Source organism: Roseibium limicola, from assembly GCF_017313085.1.
Taxonomy (GTDB): Bacteria; Pseudomonadota; Alphaproteobacteria; order Rhizobiales; family Stappiaceae; genus Roseibium; species Roseibium limicola.
Map to the genome: position 1 here is coordinate 248,994 of NZ_JAFLNF010000004.1, position 21,141 is coordinate 270,134.

Genomic DNA, 21,141 nt, shown 5'->3' on the forward strand with positions numbered 1-21,141 from the left:
CCCTTAGAGGAGGGTTATGGACGGTTGATGGGAGGCAGCGGAAAGGCACGCGCTCGCACGCCTTTCCGATCCTGGAATCAATGTTCGATCTTGAAGTGGTAGGCCTTTGGCCGGGTCAGGTTGTGGAAGCCGATCTCGGACATTGCTGCGCCCTTGCCTGTGTCCTTGACGCCAGTCCATACGAGGCCCGGATCGACGTAGTCGCAGCGGTTCATGAAGACCATGCCGGTTTCGATCTGGTCGGCGATGGTCGCGGCAGCTTCCTTGTCTTCCGTCCACAGCGACGCGGTCAGTCCGTAAGGGCTGTCGTTCATGAATTGCAGCGCTTCCGCGTCGTCCTTCACCTTCATGATGCCGACGATCGGGCCAAAGCTTTCTTCGCGCATGACCGACATCTGATGGTCGACGTTGGTCAGGACCTGCGGCGCGAGATAAGGCGTTCCTGCCTTGTCGGCTTTGAAGGCAGACGTGTCGATCAGTGCCTTGGCACCCTTGCGCAGGGCTTCCTGGGTCTGTTCGCGCACCCAGTCGGCAAACCGTGTCTGCGCCATCGGGCCGAGCGTGGTTGCCTCGTCCAGCGGATTGCCGAGCACATATTGCTTGGTGATGTCGGCAAAGCCATCGACGAAGGCATCATACTTGCTCTCATGCACATAGATGCGCTCGATGCCGCAACAACACTGACCGGCGTTGAAGAAGGCGCCGTCGACGAGATTGCCGATGGTGTAATCCAGATCCGCATCGGCTCGCACGTAGGCAGGATCCTTGCCGCCCAGCTCCAGGCCGAGCGTGGCGAAGGTGCCTGCAAGCGCCTTTTCAATGGCACGGCCACCACCAACAGACCCGGTGAAGTTGACGTGGTTGATCAGGCCGGAGCCCAGCAGTTTTTCGGTGCCGGCATGGGTCAGGACGATGTTCTGGAACACGTCTTTCGGCAGTCCGGCGATTTCAAACGCCTTGGCAAGACGCTCGCCAACCAGCAGCGTTTGCGCTGCGTGCTTGAGGACCACGACGTTGCCGGCCATCAGCGCTGGCATAATCGTGTTGATCGCGGTCATGAACGGATAGTTCCACGGCGCGATGACCATGACGATGCCAAGCGGAACATGCTTCAGATAACGATCGAAGCCTGGTTTGTCGGTGCGCACTATGTCGGCAAGTGCGCTCTCGGCAATCCCGCCCATGTAGCGCGTGCGTTCATCAACGCCGCCATATTCGCCGCCGTAGCGGATCGGGCGCCCCATCTGCCAGGCGAGTTCCGGAACGATTTCGTCGTTCATCGCCTTCAGGGCATCCAGTGCCTTGAAGCAATAAGAAACACGCTCATTGAGCGGCACCTTGGCCCAGGCGATCTGGGCAGTGCGTGCTGCGGAAACAGTTTTCTCGACAGCCGACTCGTCGAGGGCGGGCCGCTCAACATAGATCGATCCGTCGACAGGAGAGACGAGCTTGATCGTATCAGTCATTTTACACCTCGAAGCACCGCGTCTTCTCGCGCGGGTTTGGGTCTTGGGTCGGTAGACGCAGTCGCGCCTGCCAGTCTGGCACCGGCTGCCGGGTCAGGCCCGTTCAAAGCCGCGTGCAATTTCATAGTCGGTCACGGCACGATCGAAATCCTCGATCTCCCATTCCGCCGCCCGGACATAGTGATCTACCACTGCTTCGCCAAAGGCTTCGCGGAAGAAACTTGAGCTTTTCAGCAGATCTTTTGCATCGCGCAGATTAATCGGGATCTCGTTGCCGCCGGTCGCATCATAGATGTCGCCATCAGTTGCAGCCCCAAGCGGCAGTTTGTCTTCGATGCCCTTGATGCCGGCTGCAAGCTGGGCGGCTATTGCCAGATACGGGTTGAGATCGGCGCCGCCGATGCGGCACTCGATCCGCAGGGCTTTTGTGCCTTCGCCGCAGAGACGGAAACCGGCGGTGCGGTTGTCGACGGACCAGGCGGTCTTGGTCGGGGCAAAGGAGCCCTTCTGAAAGCGCTTGTAGCTGTTGATGTAAGGCGCGAAGAAATAAGTGCTCTCCGGCGCATATTTGATCAGCCCGGCAACATAGTTCTGCATCAGCTCGGACATGCCATGCTGCTTGTCCGGATCGACAAAGACGTTGGTGCCGTTGCTGTCCCACAGTGACTGGTGCACATGGGTGGCGCTGCCCACCTTGTCCGGCCGCCACTTCGCCATGAAGCTGGCGGCGTGCCCCTGCATATGGGCAATCTCCTTGACGGCGTTCTTGGCAATCGTGTGGTAATCGGCCGTGTCGAGTGCAGGGGCATAGCGGATGTTCAGCTCTTCCTGACCGGATTCCGCCTCGCCCTTGGAGTTTTCGATCGGGATGCCCGCCTTGTAGAGATGGTTGCGGATCGGCCGCATCACATGTTCTTCGCGGGTGGTCTGCAGAATGCTGTAGTCTTCGTTGTAGCCGGAGATCGGCTCCAGCGGGCGATAGCCGCTCTTGCGCAGCTCCTCAAAACCCTTCTCGAAGAGGAAGAATTCCAGTTCCGTCGCCGCCATGACGGAAAGTCCCATCTCGGCCAGCTTCGCCACCTGTGCTTTCAACAAGGCGCGCGGCGAATGCGGAACAGGCTTGTGCGTGTTGTGATCGAGGAGATCACACAGAACCATCGCGGTGCCTTGCAGCCACGGCACGGGACGCAGGGTCTCCAGGTCCGGCTTCATGACGTAATCACCATAGCCGCCTGCCCAGCTGGTCGAGGCATACCCTTCGACCGTGTACATCTCCAGATCCGTCGCCAGCAGATAGTTGCAGCAATGGGTCTCTTCATAAGCACTGTCGATAAAATGCTGTGCGTGAAAGCGCTTGCCCATCAGGCGCCCCTGCATGTCGATGATGCAGGTGAGAACCGTGTCGATCTCGCCGTTGGAGACGGCTTTCTTGAGGGCGTCGAAAGTTAAGGTGCCAGCCATTTAAGGGTCGATCCGCTTGCAGGTGGAGACGTTGGAACAGAGCGATCGGCCCGGCGGATGCCGGGCCGATCTGTTTCAGGGAAGAAGGGGTTAGCCGTACCGGTAGGGCCGGCCAGCCTTCTTCATGTCGGCGTTGTACTTCTTGAAGATTTCGACAACCTTGGCTTTTGTCTCTGATTCAGCTGCAATTTCGTCCCAGAAGGTAACAGCAGCTTCTTCGACAGTTGCCCATTCTTCGTCCGGAATGGTGGTCAGCTTCATCTTGTCGCCGTTGACGCGCAGCGATGCTTCGCCGCCCCAGTACCACCACTGGCGGTAGTAGTGGGAGCTGTCCATGGCCAGCTGCAGCAAGGTCTTCAGATGATCAGGAAGTTCGTTCCAACGTTCCTGGTTGGCGAAGAACGACCCAGCCCACGCACCGGAGATGTTATTGGTCAGGAAGTAGTTGGTCACGTCGGCCCAACCAACGGTGTAATCCTCGGTGATACCGGACCAGGCGATACCATCCAGTTCGCCGGTCTGTACGGCAACTTCAATGTCTTCCCAAGGCAGGGTGACCGGAACAACGCCGAACTGGCTCATGAAGCGTCCGGCTGTCGGGAACGTGAAGACGCGCTTGCCTTTCAGGTCTGCGAGCGAGTTGATCGGCTCTTTGGTGGCGAAGTGGCAGGGATCCCAGGAGCCTGCGGAAATGTGCTTGACGCCGACTTTGGCGTATTCTTCTTCCCAGATTTCCTTCAGCCCGTACTGGTTGAACAGGACCGGAACGTCGAGGGAGTAACGCGAAGCGAATGGGAAGTAGCCGCCAAAGACGGTCACTTCGGTCGGGGAGGCCATGCTGTCGTCATCGGACTGTACGGCGTCGATCGTGCCCTGCTGCATGGCGCGGAACAACTCACCGGTCGGAACCAACTGGTCAGCGGTGTAGAGTTCGATGACCATTTCGCCGTTGGCAGCTTTGTTGAAAGCGTCGATGGCCGGCTTGATCACGTGTTCGGCCAGAGCCGGACCCGCATAGGTCTGCAGGCGCCACTTGATCGGCGCCTGAGCGCGAACGGCAGGAGCGGCAAGCGCGGTGGCACCAGCTGCGGCAACGCCGCCGATACCGGCTTTCTTAAGAAAATCACGTCTGTTGGTCATGTCCAGAATTCCCCTCTGGTAAGTGGCAAACATTGGATCTTCAGCGCCATTCAGGTCTTGTCTGAGGATCCGGGTTAAAAGTCGGATACGAAGCTATCTTCTTGTTGTTTTTGTTATTGGCTCCCCGACTGCCTCATCGTCCGTAGACGACTTGCGGCAGCCAGAGTGCGATCTGCGGAAACACCATGATGATGATCAGGGCCAGGACCATCACCCCGACAAACGGTACAATAGACCCATAAATGTCGCGCATGGTGATCTCTTTGGGAGCCATGGCGCGCATCAGGAAAAGGTTGTACCCGAAGGGCGGCGTCATGTAGGCGATCTGCGTGGTCACGGTGTAGAGCACACCGTACCAGATCAGCACCTCGTTGCGTGGCATTCCAAGGTCCAGGCTGCCAACCAGCGGCACGTATAGCGGCGCAACGATCACCAGCATGGCTGTGTCGTCCAGGAAGGTACCCATCACCAGGAAGGAAAGCTGCATCAGGATCAGGATCGCCCAGGGTGACAGACCAAGCTGCTCGGTGAAGAGGCTTTCGATCGCCTTCACCGCACCCAGTCCGTCAAACACCGCGCCAAAGCCAAGGGCTGCCAGGATGATCCACATGAACATGCAGGAGATGCCAAGCGTCTGCTTCAGACACGAGATCAGGATCGGCAGGGTCAGGCGACGCTTGGCGATAGAGGCCAACAGCGCGGTCAGGGCGCCGATTGCGGAGCTTTCTACCAGACTGGTCCACCCGTTGACAAAGGGCACCATCATTGCACCAAAGATCACCAGCGGCAGCGCACCTGCGGCCAGAAGGCGATAGCGTTCGGCCTTGGAGATGTCGCGTTCTTCACGCGGCAGCGGCGGTCCAAGCTCAGGCTGGAACTTGCAGCGGATAGCGATGTAGATAATGAACATGCCGGCCATCATCAGGCCGGGGATCAGTCCGGCGAGCCAAAGCTGGCCAACCGGTGCGCGGGCAATCATCGCATACAGCACCAGCACGACAGACGGCGGCACGAGAATGCCCAGCGAGGACCCGGCCTGGATGACCCCAGTCACCATTTTCTTGTCGTAGCCGCGTTTGAGCAACTCGGGCAGGGCGATGGTCGCCCCGATGGCCATCCCTGCGACGGACAGCCCGTTCATGGCGGAGATCAGCACCATCAGGAAGATCGTGCCGATGGCAAGGCCGCCCGGTAGCGGTCCCATCCAGACGTGGAACATCTTGTAGAGGTCGTCGGCGATCTTCGTTTCCGACAGGATATAGCCCATGAAGATGAACATCGGCAGCGTCAGCAGCGGATACCATTTCATCAGCTTCATGGCAGCAGAGAACGGAATGTCGCCGCCGCCGGTGCCCCAAAGTGCAAGTGCGGCAATGGCAGCAATGCCGCCGATGGCCCCGAAGACGCGCTGCCCGGTCAGCAGCATCAGCATCATCGATGAGAACATCAGGATTGCGATCATTTCATAGGACATCAGATCGTCTCTCCCTTGAGCCGGGCGATGTCCTTGAGCAGCTCCGAAACGGATTGCAACAACATGAGGATGAAGCCGAATAGCATGGTGAATTTGATCGGCCAGAGGAAGGGCCGCCAGGCGGTCGGACTGCGTTCGATGTAGCCGATCATGTCGGAGGCTGCATCCGGGCCACCGGTGATAAAGGCGACGAACAGGTCCCACCAGAAGGCGTAGCTGCTCTTGCCGAAATACCCGAGCGAATAAGCCGTGGAATTTAACGCGCCATGGATCAGCACGCCGATGTAAAAGATCAGCAGAAGCACGGTGAAAGTGTCGAACCAGGCCTTCTTCTTCAACGACCACTCGGCGTAGAAAAGGTCCATCCGCACGTTGGACCCCATCTGGATCGAATAAGGCCCGCCCAGCACGTAATAGGCGACCATGGCGAACTGGGCGATTTCCAGCGTCCACAGCGACGGGTTGAAGAAGGTCTTGGAGATCGACGACCACAGCAGAATGCCGGCCATCACGAAGATGCCCCACATGATGATCTTGCCGAGGCCTCGGTTGAACCCGTCGACGTAGCGAATGAAGAGCAGGGCCACTTTAGGCATGGGTCGCTCCCGTTTCCGGCGTCGCGGACAGGCTATCAAGTGCATTTTGAAGGATCGAGGCGAGAGTATCAGCCCAGGCTTCTTCCTGCTCGGGAGATTGGATCAGGTCGTTGCGAACCTCGATCATCAGATGTGGCAGACCTTTCGATTGGCCGTGCCGATTGAGCGTATAGAACACGCCGTCTGCCGGGGAATAGGGTTCATTGTCGCCAACGATATGGCCTGTGCCGCTTTTCAGGGCCTCAAGTGCCGGTGCGGCCAGCGACATATCCTGATCGTAAATCAGGCCAATGTCCCAGGGGCGGTGTGTGCCCTTGTAGATCGGAGTGAACGTGTGGAGCGACACGATGGCTGGCGGGGTGCCGGCGAGCAGCCGTCCGGAGACAACACTCTCGACGGCGGCATGAAACGGCGTGTGTGACAAGGAGATGCGGTGGCTGCGTGCCGCGTCGTTCAGACCTTCGTTGCCGGAAATTCGCGTCAGTTCACTGCATTCTGGAATAAGATCCGGGGCGGCAATGTCCCGGTTGCAATCAATCAGCAGTCGCGACAGACCTGCTGCGATGAGCGGGCTTGAAAGGCGCCGTGACAAGCCGCGGGCCAACCCAAGGGCGCCGGGATCCCAAGCGATGTGGTTCTCGCGATCGGCCTCGGTCAATCCCAGATCCCCAAAGGAGGGCGGGATGTAGTTGCTGGCGTGCTCGCAGACAAACACAAAGCCACCGTTGCCGGTCTCATTCTCGATTTTAACCGGCGCGTAGGCTTCGCCTACGGTCGATGAGGCATACGCCATCAGGTAGTCCCCTCAGCTGATTTGGCGCGTTATTTTGGATTGTATGTTTTGTTACAAAACGCATCAAACTCAGAATTCTGTATGATTTGATACGGAATGAGGGTTATTGTCAAACGTAAATCTGGCGATAGCTGATGGAAAGCTGCGCCTGCGCACTTGTTGGGCATTTCGGGGTGAGGGACGGCTGCGATGGCAAGTTCGCTGCGACTGGAAGTACAGGACAGGCTGGAAGAATTTACAGCAACCGAGCGCAAGGCCGCTCATGCCCTTTTGGCCAACTATCCGCTTCAGGGCCTGGCAACGGTTGCGCAGTTTGCCAAGGGTGCGGGGGTCAGTTCGCCGACGATTCTGCGCTTTGTAGCGCGTCTGGGCTTCCCGGCCTATGCCGATTTTCAGGCGCGCCTCAGAGCGGAGCTGGAAGCACAGCTCAACACGCCTCTGGCACGCAGTTCCGTCCTTTCCGATAAGGAAAACGGTGCGGAGGATCCCTTTGTCGAGCACCTTCTGGCCAACCTTCGCGAGACGTTTGCCAACCTGCCCAGGGTCGAGCTGGAAGCCATGGTGCGGCTTCTGGCGGACGAGCGAAAAACCATCCACCTGATTGGCGGACGCTTCACCGATGCGCTTGCCCGCTATATGGCCGCCCATCTGCGTATCGTCCGGCCCGACGTTGTGCATGTCGCCGGGCAGCACGGAAACTGGCTCGATCAGCTGATTGGCCTCGGGCCCAAAGACGTGGTGGTGATCTTCGACATTCGTCGCTACCAGACGGAAATCATCCACTTTGCAGAAGCTGCGGCGGGGCAGGGGGCGACGGTGGCGTTGATCACTGACAGCTGGCACTCGCCGATTTCACGGGTGGCGAGCCATGTCCTCCCGGCGCAAGTTGCGGTGCCTTCCCCTTGGGATTCGTCGACAGCGCTGATGGCCATCTCCGAGATGCTGATTGCCGGTGTGACGCGGGTCAACTCCGAACGCAGCCGGGAGCGGATGCAGGCACTTGAGGATCTGCGTAACGCCCATGATCCCTTGCGCAGGTCGCCCGATCAGCTTTAGGCGCTTTTGCCTCAGGTGAGGCCTGACACAAAAGCGCCGGCCCAAGGGCCGGCGCTTCCACGATGCTCAATCTCGAAAGAGAGACTTAGACCTGCTCGAGCTGTGCTGCCTGCTTGCCGCGTCCGCGACGGTCGTCTTCGGCGATGAAGGAGATCTTTGCCCCTTCTTCCGGAGCCGGAAGACCAGCCTGCTCAAAAGCGGTGACATGAACAAAAACGTCCTTGCTGCCATCTTCCGGCGTGATGAAGCCAAAGCCACGGTCGTAATTGAAGAATTTGATAGTGCCTGTCTGGCGCATGGGAAACCTTTCCGTAGTTTGCGGCATCTCCTCGAAGCGCTTCTCCAAGGATTGCCTGGAACGAGCAGTCAAGTAGATACGGAAAAGCTTCGCAATTCAGAGTTCGTAAAACACGAACCGAAAACAATCTTCGCCGGGTCTATTTCGTGTCCCGCTCGGCAGACGCTGCCGATAGCGGGAAAGATAGGCGGGAACTTTTTTATTTACAAGTCTCAGCTTAACCGGGTGACGCCCACTTTCTAGCCACTTGAAGTCGCATGAGGCAAAAATCCCGAGCGATCGCCAAACCGATGAACTGTGACCCGGGTCACAGCGGGTTTGCGCCGAAAGACGTAACGTCACTTCATCGCAAAGAGGTCGCCTTTCCCAACTGTCACATGACGTGGGCAGCCTCTGAAGAGGAGGAAGTCATCATGATCAGGAAATTTGCAAAAGCCGTCGCCGTCACAGCTGTTGTTGTGGCCAGTGTTGCTACAATAGCGAATGTTCAGCCGGCGCAGGCCGGCAACGCAGGGGCTGCAGCTGTTGGCGGCTTCGTTGCCGGAGCATTCGTCGGAAGTGTTCTGAGCCAGCCACGCTACACTGCGCCGGCGCCGGTCTATATCGCCCCGGCGCCGCGCTATCGCCATCGTCCGGAGCCCTGGACGCGGGCTTGGTACCGCTACTGTTCGGCCAAATACCGGTCTTTCAATCCGAACACGGGATACTTTGTGGCCTATTCAGGCAATCATCGCTTCTGCCGTTAAGAGCAGCGCGGGCGCGCAGACCAGCCTGACCTCCTCCGGGTGACGTATCCGGGGGAGCTCAGGCTTCTTTTTGGTCTTCGGAGATCTTGATTGCCCGACGCATCAGGGGATCCAGCTGATTGAGAAAGCGGGAGCGGTCGGTCTTTGAAAACGGTGGTCCGCTTTCCTTGATTGCGCCAATCTCGCGCAGCTGCGTATTGAGATCGCGGACAGCGAGGCGCATGCCCATGGCAGCTTCCGCAAACGGCTTGCCATTGGGAGAAATCACCAGCGCACCGGTTTTCACGCAGCGAGATGCCAGTGGGACATCTGCGGTCACCACCAGGTCGCCAGCTGTGGCCCGTTCGGCAATCCAGTCGTCGGCCTGATCCGGCCCTTCAGGCACCACGACCCGTTCCACCACATGGCTTTCGGGCAGGCGGAAAAACGCATTCGATACCATGATGACAGGCACATCATAGCGTTCACCGACGCGAATGGCCTCTGCCTTGACGGGACAGGCATCTGCATCGACGTAGAGTTTTGTCATGTGGCAGCTTCCGTTGCTGTCGGCTGGTTCAAGTACTGGCTAATCCCCTCAGCCGCCCGGTACCCTGTTGCGAAGCATGCCTGTAGCAAATAACCTCCTGTTGGCGCTTCCCAATCCAGCATTTCACCGGCCAGGAACAGACCCGGCCGCATCTGCACCATCAGGCCATCGGTCAGCTCGTCCATGGAAACGCCACCGGCGCTGGAGATGGCGCGGTCAATTGGATAGGGGCTGTGGGTCACCAGCGGCAGGGCCTTGATCAGCCGCGCCAGGGCGTCCGGGTCGCGCGGCAGCGCGTCGCCCGTCTCACGTAAAAGACTGGCCTCGGCGCTCGTCAGGCCGGCTCGTTTTTTCAGGAAAGTCGCCATGGACTGCTTGCCGGGCCCCGCTTCCAGCCGCTGATGCAGCGCTTCGGCCGTGAGGTCGGGCCGCAGGTCGACATGCAGCGTGACATCGCCCTTGGCTTCGATAGCGTCCCGAATTTCGGCCGAAAGGGCATAGACCACACCGCCTTCCAGCCCGCGTTCGGAAATGACCGCTTCTCCCTTGTGGCTTACGTCGCCCAGGCTCAGCTGGACGCGCTTCAGCGGTGTGCCGGCAAAGCGGTCTTTCAAGATGGCGGACCAATTGATGTAAAAGCCGCAATTGGCGGGGCGAAGTCTGCGTTGCGCTACGCCGACCTGGCTCAGCAGCGAGACCCAGTCTGCGTCACTGCCGAGCCTCGGCCAGCTTGCTCCGCCCAGCGCCAGTAGAATGGCGCGGGCGGGGATGGTCTCAGTTGCGCCCTCCGCCGTCTTCACAGTCGCTCCGCCACTGGCCGGCAGATCGACCAGTTTGGTGCGCAGGCGCACCTCGACGCCCCGGCTGCTCAGTCGCGCCAGAAGGGCACGCAGAAGCGGTGAGGCTTTCATGGCCGTCGGGAAAATCCGGCCGCTGCTGCCGACAAAGGTCTCCTGACCCAGCTCTGTGCACCAGGCCCGCAGATCGTCAGGGGTGAACGACCGGATCATCGGTGCCAGTCGGGGCTCAGCCTCGCGGTAGCGCGTCAGGAGCTGATCGAGCGGCTCGCTATGGGTCAGGTTCAAACCGCCGCGACCTGCCATCAGGAATTTTCGGGCAACAGAAGGCATCTGGTCCACCAGACAAACCGAAAGCCCTTGGGAAGACAGTCTGTCAGCAGCCATCAAGCCCGCTGGGCCGGCGCCAATTATCAAGATATCTAACATGGGGCCCTTATAGCCGGAAACCGGATTATTCAAAGGGGGAACCTCATATTGCTGTTTAGTAAGTAATATTCGCAAGGGGGTGCGGGATTAAAGTGAACTTACTTAAAATTGTTAGGGTCTTGATAGGGTATTTTATGACTAGAATTCTGCAAAATGAATAAAGCTCGAGGTTTCCTCTGCGGTCAACGTGTCTTTCCGATGCTTTTGTCTCGTCGCAGAAGGGAAAGCTCATAAACAGGATAAGGAGGCGCTGTATGGCCCAACCTTCAAAGACCATTGTCGTCGTAGATGACGATCCAAAGGTGCTGCAGGCCTTTACGCGCTTGTTTGAGGGAAGGTATGCAGTCACCACTTATGAGGAACCGGAAAGCGCGCTGAAGTATCTAAAAGATCATCCAGGTGTGGCGGTTGTGGTTTCCTGTATGAATTTGCCTGGTCGGGGTGGCTTTGGCTTTCTCCTGGCCTCTCAGTCGCTGGCGCCTATGGCCGCACGGATTCTGCTGACAGCGGATAAGTCCCTGGATACGCTCAAACGTGCTGTGAATGAAGTTGGCGTCTTCATGTTCATCAGCAAACCCTGCTCCCAAACGGATCTGGTTGCCGGTATTGAAGCCGGTGTCGGACACCACGCACGTCTGCACAATGATCGGATGACTTTGGAGAAAACGATTGGTGGCTCCGTCAAGCTGTTGATCGACATGTTGAGCTTGTTCCATGCGGAAGCCTTTCGCCGGACCCACGTCATTCGACCGCAAGCCGTTACGATGGCCCGCAAGCTTGGGCTGAAACGGACATGGGAACTGGAGATGGCGGTGATGTTTTCACCCTTGGGCGAAGCCTTGCTCCCCAAGGAAATCCTGTCACGCTACAGATCGGCGAAAACCCTTACGGATCAGCAGCGGGCCATCCTGGCCACGGCCCCGCGGCAGACCCGTGATCTCCTGAACAATATCCCGCAGCTGGAAAAGGTCGCAGAGGCCATCTATTGCTCAGGCCGTGGCTTCGATGGATCCGGGTTTCCGGAGGACGGGCCGAGCGGGCGGGATATCCCGTTGAATGCCCGCATACTGAAGCTGCTGACCGATCTTTGGTACGCCAGCCCTGAAAACGGCGTGGATGCCGCTGCCTTCGAAGCGCTTCAAATCAATCATCGCCAGTATGACCCGGAACTTCTTGAGGTGGCACGCCAGGTTCTTCTGAAGGAACAGAAGAAAGAGGAGGGCGATGACAAGGTTACTCTCTGTCATATTCGAGCCCTGCGTCCTGGCGATGTCCTGGTTGATGATGTGCTCACAGACGGGACGCATGAACTGGTCTTGTCACGCGGGCACGAGCTGACCGGTACCACCATTCGCCGGCTCGATCACTACAATCATGTGGCAGGCATCAGGCAGCCGATCAGAGTGCATCGCCAGCCGGCGGCTCAAAAGCAGGCGGAACCCCTCAGTGCGTGAGTGATTGCATGAGGGTGTGTTGAAGTGAGCGCGCGACTGGGCGTGCTCAGCCTCACGGTCGCCGTTTGTCCAGAAGCTCCGCCTCATAGGCTTTGGCGACCCGTAGAAATCGGGCGTGGGCGTAGTTCACCGATAAGACGAGCCCCCACCAACCGTATCGGCAATAGCGTCGGATGATATACGCCTTCAGGAACGCCAGGGGGAACTCGCTCAACAGACGGCTGCGCGGCAGCTTGCGGCCTCGCGCCTGCATGTCGGCGACTTGCATGTCCGAATAGCGATTGTACTTGCCGACCTGAAATTCCAGGCTGCGGATGGAGCGATGGGCCATCGGGTGCTGTAGATCGGCGCTGCGCGTGCCTGTCTGCGGCCGCACCGTGTCATGCACGGTGGAAGCTGAAAACCGCCCTTTTCTCCGATCATAGAGACGGATCTGGTGATAGCCATAGGCCCAGTCAGCAGGAGTGTCTTCATGCGCGAAGACATCCCGGATCATGATCCGCCAGTTGTCGGCTTTCAGATGCTGGTTGTCAGCAAACAGTGCCTCGATCTCTGAGCGCAACTCCGGTGTGACTTCCTCATCCGCATCGATGTTGAGCAACCAGTCGTTGCGGCACTGGTCTTCGCCGAAGCGTTTCTGCGGGCCATATCCGGGCCAGGGGTTGAAGATCACCGTTGCCCCGAGCTCTGCGGCAATGTCCTGGGTTCCGTCGGTGGAGCCGCTGTCGATGACGATCACTTCATCCGCCCACTCGTGCACACTGGCTATGGCCCGGCCAATGCGGTCAGCCTCATCCTTGGCGATTATGAAGACGGACAGGGGAAGGGGCATGGAGGGGGATCCGGAGCTGCATTTAATCGGGATGAAGTGACTGGGTTCTAGCAGGATCGAAGGGGCCTGTCAGGCGTCGGACTTCGAAAAGCACGTGCTGCGAGAACGGGAATGGCAGGTCGGGAAAGGGCTCAAGAGGCTCCGTGCCGTGAAAAACAATTGCGCAGTGCCGCGCCTGAAATTTTGGCAGGTTTCTGCCTGCCCTCATGTCGGTAGCAGTGGCTTTGAGGCCCTGCTACGCGGATGATGCTGCATTGCCAAAACCGATTTTGTTGACTCTCGAAACCGATTTTGTAAGTTGTTTTGACAGGATTTTTGGATTTTTTCGCGTTCTGACCAAATCGCCTCCCGTTGTGCCAAACGTCAAACGGGTTCGGTTGGTCAGGAAAAGCACCACGGCTGTTGATGCAAGGACCTGCCTCAAGAGCAGGCAGGTCTGCTTTGTTTCGGTGCCTGAATGCGGAATACGGAGAGAGCGTTTTCATGAGTGACACCCAGGACAAGGAGCGGGCATCGGTGACGATATCTGATGTTGCGCGTCACGTCGGTGTCGCGAAGGGAACGGTCTCGCGCGTTTTGAACAATTACACCGACATTTCAGCGGCGACCCGCGAGCGCATTCTCAAGGCTGTCGAAGAGCTGGGTTATCATCCGTCCTCCACTGCCCGCAGCCTGAAGCGGGGACGTCAGGACACCATCGGGCTGGTCATGCCGCTCGGGCGTGGCCGCGGCGCTGATCCGTTTCTGGCTGAGTTCATTGATGGCATCGCCCGGGCTTTGGACGATCTGAACCTCGATCTGCTGATCTCCACGGCCCATTCGGCGCAGGATATCGTGCAGGCGCATGAGCGGTTGATGGCACGACGCAAGGTGGATGGATTTATTCTCACCCGGACGGAGGTTGATGACCCACGGGTGAATTTCCTGCTTGCCCGTAAGTTTCCCTTCGTCGCTTTGGGACGGACGCGCAATGCGGAGGCCTATTCCTGGCTGGATGTCGACAACGAGAAGGCATTCGTCGAGGGCGTCGAACATGTCGCGGATCTGGGTCACAGCCGCATCGGTATGATCAGCGGGCCGATCGACCTGAATTTCGCCTGTCAGCGCCTGGATGGCTACCGGAAGAGCGTGGTGCGACACGGGTTGGTCCTGTCTGATGAGCTGGAAGTTGAACAACCGCTGACGGAAGAGGGGGGAGCCTTGGGGGCAAGTCAGCTTCTGGCTGCAGCTTTGCCCCCGACGGCGATCCTCTGCGCAACGGATGCGCAGGCCATCGGCGCCATGCGTCAATGTGGAGTGATGGGGCTCACTGTTGGCAAGGACGTGACCATCATCGGCTACGACGGACTGCCGGTCGGCGCCTATCTTGATCCGCCACTGACGACATTTTCTCAATCAGCGCAGGAGGCTGGCGGCAGCATTGCCAGCATGTTGATTGCCGAGATTGAAAAGCCTTTGGCGCCGCCGACCCAGAGACTGGTGAGCGCAACACTCGTGCGCCGAGGGTCCGATGGACCTCCGGCCCGTACGCCGCAAGAACTGGCGGCTTTTCTACGACACTGACGTAACAACCATTTTATTTTTAGCAAAGGAGTTGGAAATGTTCGGGAGGAAGCTGATTGCAGCAACAACCATGGCATGCGCGCTGGCGCTTGGCCTGGGGGGAGCCAATGCCGAAACCTTGCGGTTCTGGACCATTGAAGAACAGCCAGAGCGCCTTGCCAAACAGGAGGAAATGGCAGCGGCATTCAAGGAAAAGACCGGCATCGACGTTGATGTCATACCGGTTACCGAAAAGGATCTCGGAACCCGTGCCACGGCAGCCTTCGCAGCCGGTGATCTGCCGGATGTGATCTATCACACGCTACAGTATGTCGGACCGTGGAGCGAAGCCGGCATTCTCGACACGGAAGCTGCTGCTGACGTCATGGAAGCGCTGGGCACAGACACCTTTGCGCCGGGAGCCGTCAACATGTCGACGGTGGACGGGGAGGTCGCTTCGGTTCCGTCCGACGGATGGACGCAGATGATCGTTTACCGCAAGGATCTGTTCGAAGAGAATGGCCTGGAAGCGCCGACGACTTACGCGGCCATCGAAGCCGCCGTCGAAAAGCTGCACAATCCGCCGGAAATGTTCGGCTTTGTCGCGGCAACCAAGATCGACGAAAACTTCATGAGCCAGGTGCTGGAACATGTTCTTCTCGCCAACGGCATCACGCCGGTTGGTCCGGACGGTTTCCTGCCGCTGGATGAGACCAAGACCGTCGAGGCGCTTGAGTTCTACAAGACCATTGCCGACGCCTCGCCTCCAGGTGATCTGTTCTGGAAACAGTCTCGCGAAGTCTACTTTGCCGGCAAGGCCGCGATGATCATCTGGTCGCCGTTTATTCTCGATGAACTGGCCGGGCTGCGTGACAGTGCTCCGCCGACGATCAACGACGATCCGACCTCTGCCGCGCTTGCCGGCATGACAGGTGTGGTCACAACCTTCTCCGGTCCGTCCAATCCGGACGGTGCTGCCTGGGGTGACATTCGCTACTTCGGCATCACCAATGACGCCGACACGGATGCCGCGATGGAGTTCGTCAAGTTCTCCATGGACGAAGGCTACCTGACCACCCTGTCCATCGCACCGGAAGGCAAATTCCCGATCCGTCGCGGCAATGCTGATGATGCAACCAAGTTCGTCAAGGGTTGGGCTGAGCTGCCTGTTGGCGTCGATCGCAAGGCGCCACTTGGTGAGCTTTATGACGAAGTCACCATCAACTCCATCGTTGAAGGGCTGGAAACAGCTAGCCGCTGGGGTGTCGAAGAAGGGCAGCTGTCGCTGGCTTCCAAGATCATCAACAGTCAGACCCTCAACCGATTGGTGCGTGAATTCATCGACGGCGAGCGGGACGCCAAGGCCACTGTTGCGGCCTTGAACGAGCAACTGGCGGAAATCCAGTAAGTACGGACGATTAGCATTTCCCGGAAGGCGACCCCCTGTTGCCTTCCGGTTGCCGGGGCAGACTTAACTGAAGTCGGTGGATGTTCTGGTGCGTTCTTTCCGAGTTCAAGCTTCAAGTAGATCAAGACATGTCGGACATCAGTGCCAAACTGCCTGCCGCTCAGGACGAGGATGACCGCCCGCGCCCTCCCAAGGGGATCGGGCCAATGCAGCGACGTGAATCGCGCTTGGCCTATCTCATGCTGGCGCCGACCTTTCTGATCGTGCTGGCCATCGTCCTGGGCCCGCTGCTTGCAAACTTCTGGATCAGTGTGAAACCGGTCGGGCTGGCTGATCTACGACCGCCTTCGGTGCTGATCAATGAACGTGTGCGCGGCGGTCCGGAAAACCCCGGTGACGCTGCAACGCTGGAATACCGCCTGAGAAACTCGACCCAGGACAAGGAGATTCGGGCAGTGATGCTCGAAGATCGGATCCCGGACGGATTTTCGGTCACCAGCGTGCCCGAGGTCTGCACGCTAACCGACGATCTTCTGTCCTGTGATCTTGGGACCGTACCGGGCAAATGGCGCGAGCGGCTGAAGGTCGAGGGAACCGTCGATCAGGCATTTCTCGACACGGAAGACCCTGAGGACATTCACGCAGCGGTGGTCTCGGGAGACGCTGACAACATCCTGACCAACTTCGACTTCACGCTGGAAAATTTCGCCCGCGTCTTTGACAATGACGAGTTCTGGAGCGTGTTGCGGGTCACATTCTACTACACGATTTTCGGCACCGGCGGAGCGCTGGTGATGGGCCTGTTTGCCGCTCAACTTCTGCATACCAGCTTCAAGGGGCGCGGATTTCTGCGCGGCCTCTTTCTCTTTCCCTACGTCTCGCCGGTTATTGCCGTGGCCTTCACCTGGCTGGTGCTGTTCGATCCGTTCTCCGGCACGGTCAATGCCCTTGTGACAAAGATGGGCGTGGCCGATCAGGCCATCAACTTCTTCGGTCAGCGCTCTCTTGATCTGTCGCTTTTCGGTCTGACCATCGAGTTTCCCCTGGCGCTCAGCACCGTTATTGCGTTTGAAGCCTGGCGCTACTTTCCGCTGTCTTTCCTCTTCATTCTGGCACGCATGCAGTCAATGAACACGGATGTCTATGAGGCAGCTGAAATGGACGGCGCCACGCCGCTGCAGCAGTTCTGGTACATCTCCCTGCCGCAATTGATGGGGATCCTGTCTGTGCTCTTCCTGTTGCGCTTCATCTGGACCTTCAACAAGTTCGACGACATCTTCCTGCTCACCGGCGGCAATGCCGGAACGCGGACACTGACTGTCGATGTCTATGAGCAGGGCTTCGCCTTGTCGAACCTGGGGGCGGGTGCCGCCGTGGCTGTGGTGGTCTTCGTGGTGCTGGTTGCCTTTGCCACGCTGTTCTTGACCTTCTCACCGAAAGAGGAGGGCCTCTGAGATGCTTGCCTGTATTCTGATTGCCTTGGCGTGTGGTGCTGTCTGGGGGGCCGTCTCGATGCTGGTCACCGGGGTCACACTGACGTTGGTCACCGGTCAGGTCGCTGTCCCTGCTGTGGGGGCTGCGGCCATCGCTGGCGCTTTACAGGCCTTGTGGCTTGTTTGGAGCGTCAAAGGCTCATCGGCGCGCAGCCAGTCATCGTTGACCGGTTTCTTCATCGCCTTTATCGTCTTGATGGTACTGACCATGGCCATGCCTTTCAGCCTGCCGCTGAGTGTCATGCCGGTCTGGCAGGCCGTGGCGCTGGTCCTGTCTTTGGGCGCCATGATGTATGCAAACGCTGCTTGTCTGCGCGGCATCGCGCTGGGGGCCATGCGGCGTTATGATCAGGAGGTCGTCCTGATCCGCGTGCTGAAGGGGATCGGCTTTGTCTTCTTCACGATCATCGTCGCGCTGCCGTTCTATGTGATGGTGATGACGTCGCTGAAAAGCCAGCAGGCCCTACTCGCCAATCCGCTGGACCTCTCCATCGACATTGGTCAAGGCATCGCCGGATTGTTCCGGTCTTACGTCGAGCTGTTCACACAGTACGACTTTGGCACTTACCTGCTGGTGTCGACGGTCGTCTCGGTGGCCACGGTCATCCTGACGTTGCTGTTTTCAGTGCCGGGGGCCTATGCGGTTTCCCGCCTGCGGTTTCCAGGCCGGGCGATGCTGTCGCGCTCCGTGCTGCTGATCTACATGGTGCCGGCGATTGTTCTGGTGATCCCGCTTTATACCGTCTTCTCGCAGTTGGGACTGCGCAACAGCCTGACGGGTCTGCTGATCGTCTATCCTGCAACGACCATTCCGGTCGCACTGTATATGCTGCAGGGCTATTTTCGCGGGCTTCCTGCCGAGCTTGAAGAGGCCGGTCTGATGGATGGCCTGAGCCGTATCGGCGTTATTCTGAAAATCACCCTGCCACTGTCCTTGCCGGCACTGGCCTCAGTCTCGCTTTATGTCTTCATGATCGCCTGGAATGAATTTCTCTTTGCTTTCATGTTCCTTGACGATCCGGACATTTTCACCCTTTCCCGCGGCATCGTCGCGTTGAATTCCTCGGAAGTGCCCCGTCAGCATCTGATGGCGGGCGCCGTGATCGCAACGGTTCCCGTTCTGGTCATCTTTCTGTGGTTTGAGCGCTTCCTGGTGCAGGGCCTGACCGCTGGCAGCGTCAAAGGCTGAGCGCGGATACACGCACAAACCGCTCGCAAGGCGGTTGGAACACACAGGAGTATTCACACAATGGGAGCCAGTCTGAAACGAGCGGCCCATGACATCCTGATCGGCAATGATCTTGGCGGATATACGGTCCCCACCAAGGGGCTTTATCCCTATCAGTGGAACTGGGATTCCGTTTTCGTAGCGCTTGGCTTTGCGACGTTCGATCTTGATCGGGCCTGGCGCGAGCTGGAAACCTTGTTCGAGGGCCAATGGACCGACGGCATGGTGCCGCACATTCTGTTTCGCAAAAATGACCCTGGTTATTTTCCCGGACCGAGTGTCTGGCAGACCAGTCACGAGCCCTTTCCGACCTCCGGCCATTCACAGCCACCGGTCGCTGCAATCGCCGTGCGGGACATGTTTGAAAAAGCGCCCGCCGACGAAAATGCTGAACGCGCCAAGGGTCTGTTTCCCAAGCTGATGGCCTTTCATCGCTGGTGGGCGACCTACCGCGACCCGTCGGGTGAAGGCAGCGTTGCGATCATCCACCCTTGGGAATCCGGGCGCGACAATCTGCCGGACTGGGACGAGCCTTTGTCGCTGGTCGATGTCAGCCGGATTGATGCCTACGAGCGCAAGGACACGACCCACGTCGATGCCTCCATGCGGCCGCTGAAGCAGGATTATGATCGCTATATGGCGATCCTTCAGTCTGGACGGGCAGTCGGTTGGGATCCGCACAAGGTTGTCGAAAACAGTCCGTTCCTCGTGGCGGATCCGGCAATCACCATGATCCTGCTGCGCGCCAACCGCGATTTGCTGGCTCTGGCGGAACGCCTCGGCTTTCAACGCGAGCGTGTCGAGATCCAGGGCTGGATTGCCCAGCTTGAGCGTGGCGTTGCCAGTCTATGGAACGAGACGGTTCAGGCCTACACCACCAAGAACCTGCGCAGCGGCGTTTTCGGTGCGGGCGTCTCCAGCGCTGCTTTTCTGGCGCCGTTTGCCGGCATCTCCGATCCGAAGGTGCTGGACCCTATGCGCAACCATTTTGACCGGATTGCCGGCAAGGTCACCTACATGGTGCCTTCGTATGACCCGGATTATGAAGGCTTTGAGCACATGCGCTACTGGCGTGGCCCGGTCTGGGCGGTGGTCAACTACATGATTGCACGTGGTCTGCGGGAACAAGGCGACACCTTGCGTGCGGAACGCGTTCGGCAGGACACCGCCAATCTCGTCGCAAAAAGCGGGTTCGCCGAATATTTCAGCCCAATTGACGGCACGGGGGCAGGCGGACGCTCGTTTTCCTGGACAGCTGCTGTCTGGCTTGCCTGGGTATCGCCAACACATGCCGTCGAAGCGGCCTAAAGACACAAGAAACGGGGTTTAGGGTTATGGGAGCGATCCGTCTTTCGGGCATCGAAAAGTGGTTTGGCGAACTTCAGGTCATCAAGGGGATTGATCTGGACGTCGCCGATGGCGAGTTCGTGATTTTCGTAGGCCCGTCCGGCTGCGGCAAGTCCACGCTTTTGCGGCTGATTTCCGGGCTGGAGGAAACCAGCCGTGGTGTGGTGGAGATTGACGGCAAGGATGTGACCGCCGAGCCACCCTCAGGGCGTGGCTTGTCGATGGTGTTCCAGTCCTACGCGCTCTACCCGCATATGAGTGTGCGCGAAAACGTCGGATTTGCGCTGAAGACAGCGGGAATGCCAAAGGCGGATATTGATGAGAAAGTGGGGCGGGCGGCTGAAGTTCTGAAGCTCGACGACTATCTCGATCGTCGCCCAAAAGCGCTTTCGGGCGGTCAGCGTCAGCGCGTCGCCATCGGCCGGGCCATCGTGCGCGAACCGGCCGCCTTCCTGTTCGATGAGCCGCTGTCGAACCTCGATGCGGCCCTGCGGGTGGAGATGCGGTTTGAGATCGCCCGTTTGCACAAGGCTTTGGGCACAACGATGATCTACGTCACCCACGACCAGGTCGAGGCGATGACCCTTGCCGACAAGATCGTGGTGTTACAGGCCGGCAATATCGAGCAGGTAGGCTCCCCGCGTGCGCTGTACGAAAAGCCGGACAACCTCTTCGTTGCCCAGTTCATCGGTTCGCCAAAGATGAATGTTCTGCCTTGTACTGCGACGGGAGATCGCTTTGACCTGCAAGGCAAGGGCTCCGGCGTCTATCCGTATGCCTCGACTGCAAGCATCCCGACGAAACTCGGTATCCGCCCGGAACACATCAAGGTTGTGGCGCCTGGCGCAGGTCATCTGGATGCAACGGTGGATGTTGCCGAGTATCTTGGCGCCGACACCTATCTCTACGTTGGCGTGGACGGGCTGGAGGCGATGCTTGTGCGGATCGATGGCAGTGAAGAGATTGCCGAGGGAAGTCGCATTGGGCTGTCCTTCGACGAAAGCCGTCTGCATTTCTTCGATGAAAACGACAAGGCAATCCGGGCTTAAGTC

At 58.7% G+C, this 21,141-nt stretch carries 19 protein-coding genes; 9 read left to right on the forward strand and 10 right to left on the reverse strand.

Annotated elements, in window-relative coordinates; all coding sequences use genetic code 11:
* Positions 1-77: 77 nt before the first annotated feature.
* The 6 genes from J0X15_RS11040 to J0X15_RS11065 form a co-directional block, all read right to left on the reverse strand.
* On the reverse strand, positions 78-1,466 hold the full coding sequence (locus J0X15_RS11040) for an aldehyde dehydrogenase family protein (protein ID WP_206940627.1): 1,389 nt from the start codon (positions 1,464-1,466) through the stop codon (positions 78-80).
* Between the two features lie 93 nt (positions 1,467-1,559).
* A complete protein-coding gene (locus tag J0X15_RS11045; protein WP_206940630.1) occupies positions 1,560-2,927 on the reverse strand; it encodes a glutamine synthetase family protein in 1,368 nt (455 codons plus the stop codon).
* A gap of 90 nt (positions 2,928-3,017) precedes the next feature.
* Positions 3,018-4,067, reverse strand: a complete 1,050-nt coding sequence (locus tag J0X15_RS11050; RefSeq protein WP_206940632.1) for a TRAP transporter substrate-binding protein — start codon at positions 4,065-4,067, stop codon at positions 3,018-3,020.
* Positions 4,068-4,200: 133 nt separating this feature from the next.
* Positions 4,201-5,541 carry a TRAP transporter large permease gene (locus tag J0X15_RS11055; RefSeq protein WP_206940634.1) on the reverse strand — a complete coding sequence of 447 codons (1,341 nt, stop codon included), beginning with the start codon at positions 5,539-5,541 and terminating at the stop codon, positions 4,201-4,203.
* Positions 5,541-6,137, reverse strand: coding sequence for a TRAP transporter small permease subunit (locus J0X15_RS11060; RefSeq protein WP_206940636.1), 597 nt, complete (start codon positions 6,135-6,137; stop codon positions 5,541-5,543). Before J0X15_RS11060 ends, J0X15_RS11055 begins: the two co-directional genes overlap by 1 nt.
* The gene (locus J0X15_RS11065) at positions 6,130-6,930 is read right to left on the reverse strand and encodes an N-formylglutamate amidohydrolase (RefSeq protein WP_206940638.1); all 801 of its coding nucleotides are present in this window, start codon (positions 6,928-6,930) and stop codon (positions 6,130-6,132) included. Before J0X15_RS11065 ends, J0X15_RS11060 begins: the two co-directional genes overlap by 8 nt.
* 189 nt (positions 6,931-7,119) lie before the next feature.
* Between J0X15_RS11065 and J0X15_RS11070 the strand changes: the two genes are divergently transcribed.
* On the forward strand, positions 7,120-7,986 hold the full coding sequence (locus tag J0X15_RS11070) for a MurR/RpiR family transcriptional regulator (protein WP_206940640.1): 867 nt from the start codon (positions 7,120-7,122) through the stop codon (positions 7,984-7,986).
* An 85-nt stretch (positions 7,987-8,071) separates the two neighbouring features.
* On the opposite strand, the gene J0X15_RS11075 is transcribed toward J0X15_RS11070, so the two are convergent.
* Positions 8,072-8,284, reverse strand: coding sequence for a cold-shock protein (locus J0X15_RS11075; protein ID WP_206940641.1), 213 nt, complete (start codon positions 8,282-8,284; stop codon positions 8,072-8,074).
* Positions 8,285-8,700: 416 nt separating this feature from the next.
* Here J0X15_RS11075 and J0X15_RS11080 point away from each other — a divergent pair, with 416 nt between their 5' ends.
* Positions 8,701-9,030 carry a BA14K family protein gene (locus J0X15_RS11080; protein ID WP_331461909.1) on the forward strand — a complete coding sequence of 110 codons (330 nt, stop codon included), beginning with the start codon at positions 8,701-8,703 and terminating at the stop codon, positions 9,028-9,030.
* A gap of 58 nt (positions 9,031-9,088) precedes the next feature.
* Here the strand turns inward: J0X15_RS11080 and J0X15_RS11085 are convergent, their stop codons facing one another.
* Positions 9,089-9,559 carry a YaiI/YqxD family protein gene (locus J0X15_RS11085; RefSeq protein WP_206940645.1) on the reverse strand — a complete coding sequence of 157 codons (471 nt, stop codon included), beginning with the start codon at positions 9,557-9,559 and terminating at the stop codon, positions 9,089-9,091.
* Positions 9,556-10,785: a BaiN/RdsA family NAD(P)/FAD-dependent oxidoreductase gene (locus J0X15_RS11090; protein ID WP_206940647.1), complete on the reverse strand. Its 1,230-nt coding sequence runs from the start codon at positions 10,783-10,785 to the stop codon at positions 9,556-9,558. Before J0X15_RS11090 ends, J0X15_RS11085 begins: the two co-directional genes overlap by 4 nt.
* A 254-nt stretch (positions 10,786-11,039) precedes the next feature.
* Here J0X15_RS11090 and J0X15_RS11095 point away from each other — a divergent pair, with 254 nt between their 5' ends.
* The gene (locus tag J0X15_RS11095; protein ID WP_206940649.1) at positions 11,040-12,239 is read left to right on the forward strand and encodes an HD domain-containing phosphohydrolase; all 1,200 of its coding nucleotides are present in this window, start codon (positions 11,040-11,042) and stop codon (positions 12,237-12,239) included.
* 52 nt (positions 12,240-12,291) lie between these two features.
* Here the strand turns inward: J0X15_RS11095 and J0X15_RS11100 are convergent, their stop codons facing one another.
* A complete protein-coding gene (locus J0X15_RS11100; RefSeq protein WP_206940651.1) occupies positions 12,292-13,071 on the reverse strand; it encodes a glycosyltransferase family 2 protein in 780 nt (259 codons plus the stop codon).
* A gap of 483 nt (positions 13,072-13,554) precedes the next feature.
* Between J0X15_RS11100 and J0X15_RS11105 the strand changes: the two genes are divergently transcribed.
* The 6 genes from J0X15_RS11105 (at position 13,555) to J0X15_RS11130 (ending at position 21,138) form a co-directional block, all read left to right on the forward strand.
* Complete coding sequence (locus J0X15_RS11105) at positions 13,555-14,634, forward strand: LacI family DNA-binding transcriptional regulator (protein ID WP_206940653.1); 1,080 nt, start codon at positions 13,555-13,557, stop codon at positions 14,632-14,634.
* Between the two features lie 37 nt (positions 14,635-14,671).
* Entirely contained in the window at positions 14,672-16,021 is a 1,350-nt protein-coding gene (locus J0X15_RS11110) for an ABC transporter substrate-binding protein (RefSeq protein ID WP_206940655.1), read from the forward strand.
* Between the two features lie 128 nt (positions 16,022-16,149).
* The gene (locus J0X15_RS11115; protein ID WP_209015254.1) at positions 16,150-17,475 is read left to right on the forward strand and encodes a carbohydrate ABC transporter permease; all 1,326 of its coding nucleotides are present in this window, start codon (positions 16,150-16,152) and stop codon (positions 17,473-17,475) included.
* Position 17,476: 1 nt separating this feature from the next.
* Positions 17,477-18,703, forward strand: coding sequence for a carbohydrate ABC transporter permease (locus J0X15_RS11120; RefSeq protein WP_206940657.1), 1,227 nt, complete (start codon positions 17,477-17,479; stop codon positions 18,701-18,703).
* Between the two features lie 60 nt (positions 18,704-18,763).
* A complete protein-coding gene (locus J0X15_RS11125) occupies positions 18,764-20,050 on the forward strand; it encodes an MGH1-like glycoside hydrolase domain-containing protein (protein ID WP_206940659.1) in 1,287 nt (428 codons plus the stop codon).
* Between the two features lie 26 nt (positions 20,051-20,076).
* Positions 20,077-21,138 (forward strand): ABC transporter ATP-binding protein, encoded by a 1,062-nt coding sequence (locus J0X15_RS11130; protein WP_206940661.1) that lies wholly within the window; start codon positions 20,077-20,079, stop codon positions 21,136-21,138.
* Positions 21,139-21,141 lie beyond the last annotated feature (3 nt).

Excerpts from the sequence above, each read along its gene's own strand:
- J0X15_RS11040 (WP_206940627.1), bottom strand. The coding sequence starts at position 1,466 with ATGACTGATACGATCAAGCTCGTCTCTCCTGTCGACGGATCGATCTAT.
- J0X15_RS11045 (WP_206940630.1), bottom strand. The coding sequence starts at position 2,927 with ATGGCTGGCACCTTAACTTTCGACGCCCTCAAGAAAGCCGTCTCCAAC.
- J0X15_RS11050 (WP_206940632.1), bottom strand. The coding sequence starts at position 4,067 with ATGACCAACAGACGTGATTTTCTTAAGAAAGCCGGTATCGGCGGCGTT.
- J0X15_RS11055 (WP_206940634.1), bottom strand. The coding sequence starts at position 5,541 with ATGTCCTATGAAATGATCGCAATCCTGATGTTCTCATCGATGATGCTG.
- J0X15_RS11060 (WP_206940636.1), bottom strand. The coding sequence starts at position 6,137 with ATGCCTAAAGTGGCCCTGCTCTTCATTCGCTACGTCGACGGGTTCAAC.
- J0X15_RS11065 (WP_206940638.1), bottom strand. The coding sequence starts at position 6,930 with ATGGCGTATGCCTCATCGACCGTAGGCGAAGCCTACGCGCCGGTTAAA.
- J0X15_RS11070 (WP_206940640.1), top strand. The coding sequence starts at position 7,120 with ATGGCAAGTTCGCTGCGACTGGAAGTACAGGACAGGCTGGAAGAATTT.
- J0X15_RS11075 (WP_206940641.1), bottom strand. The coding sequence starts at position 8,284 with ATGCGCCAGACAGGCACTATCAAATTCTTCAATTACGACCGTGGCTTT.
- J0X15_RS11085 (WP_206940645.1), bottom strand. The coding sequence starts at position 9,559 with ATGACAAAACTCTACGTCGATGCAGATGCCTGTCCCGTCAAGGCAGAG.
- J0X15_RS11090 (WP_206940647.1), bottom strand. The coding sequence starts at position 10,785 with ATGTTAGATATCTTGATAATTGGCGCCGGCCCAGCGGGCTTGATGGCT.
- J0X15_RS11095 (WP_206940649.1), top strand. The coding sequence starts at position 11,040 with ATGGCCCAACCTTCAAAGACCATTGTCGTCGTAGATGACGATCCAAAG.
- J0X15_RS11100 (WP_206940651.1), bottom strand. The coding sequence starts at position 13,071 with ATGCCCCTTCCCCTGTCCGTCTTCATAATCGCCAAGGATGAGGCTGAC.
- J0X15_RS11105 (WP_206940653.1), top strand. The coding sequence starts at position 13,555 with ATGAGTGACACCCAGGACAAGGAGCGGGCATCGGTGACGATATCTGAT.
- J0X15_RS11110 (WP_206940655.1), top strand. The coding sequence starts at position 14,672 with ATGTTCGGGAGGAAGCTGATTGCAGCAACAACCATGGCATGCGCGCTG.
- J0X15_RS11115 (WP_209015254.1), top strand. The coding sequence starts at position 16,150 with ATGTCGGACATCAGTGCCAAACTGCCTGCCGCTCAGGACGAGGATGAC.
- J0X15_RS11120 (WP_206940657.1), top strand. The coding sequence starts at position 17,477 with ATGCTTGCCTGTATTCTGATTGCCTTGGCGTGTGGTGCTGTCTGGGGG.
- J0X15_RS11125 (WP_206940659.1), top strand. The coding sequence starts at position 18,764 with ATGGGAGCCAGTCTGAAACGAGCGGCCCATGACATCCTGATCGGCAAT.
- J0X15_RS11130 (WP_206940661.1), top strand. The coding sequence starts at position 20,077 with ATGGGAGCGATCCGTCTTTCGGGCATCGAAAAGTGGTTTGGCGAACTT.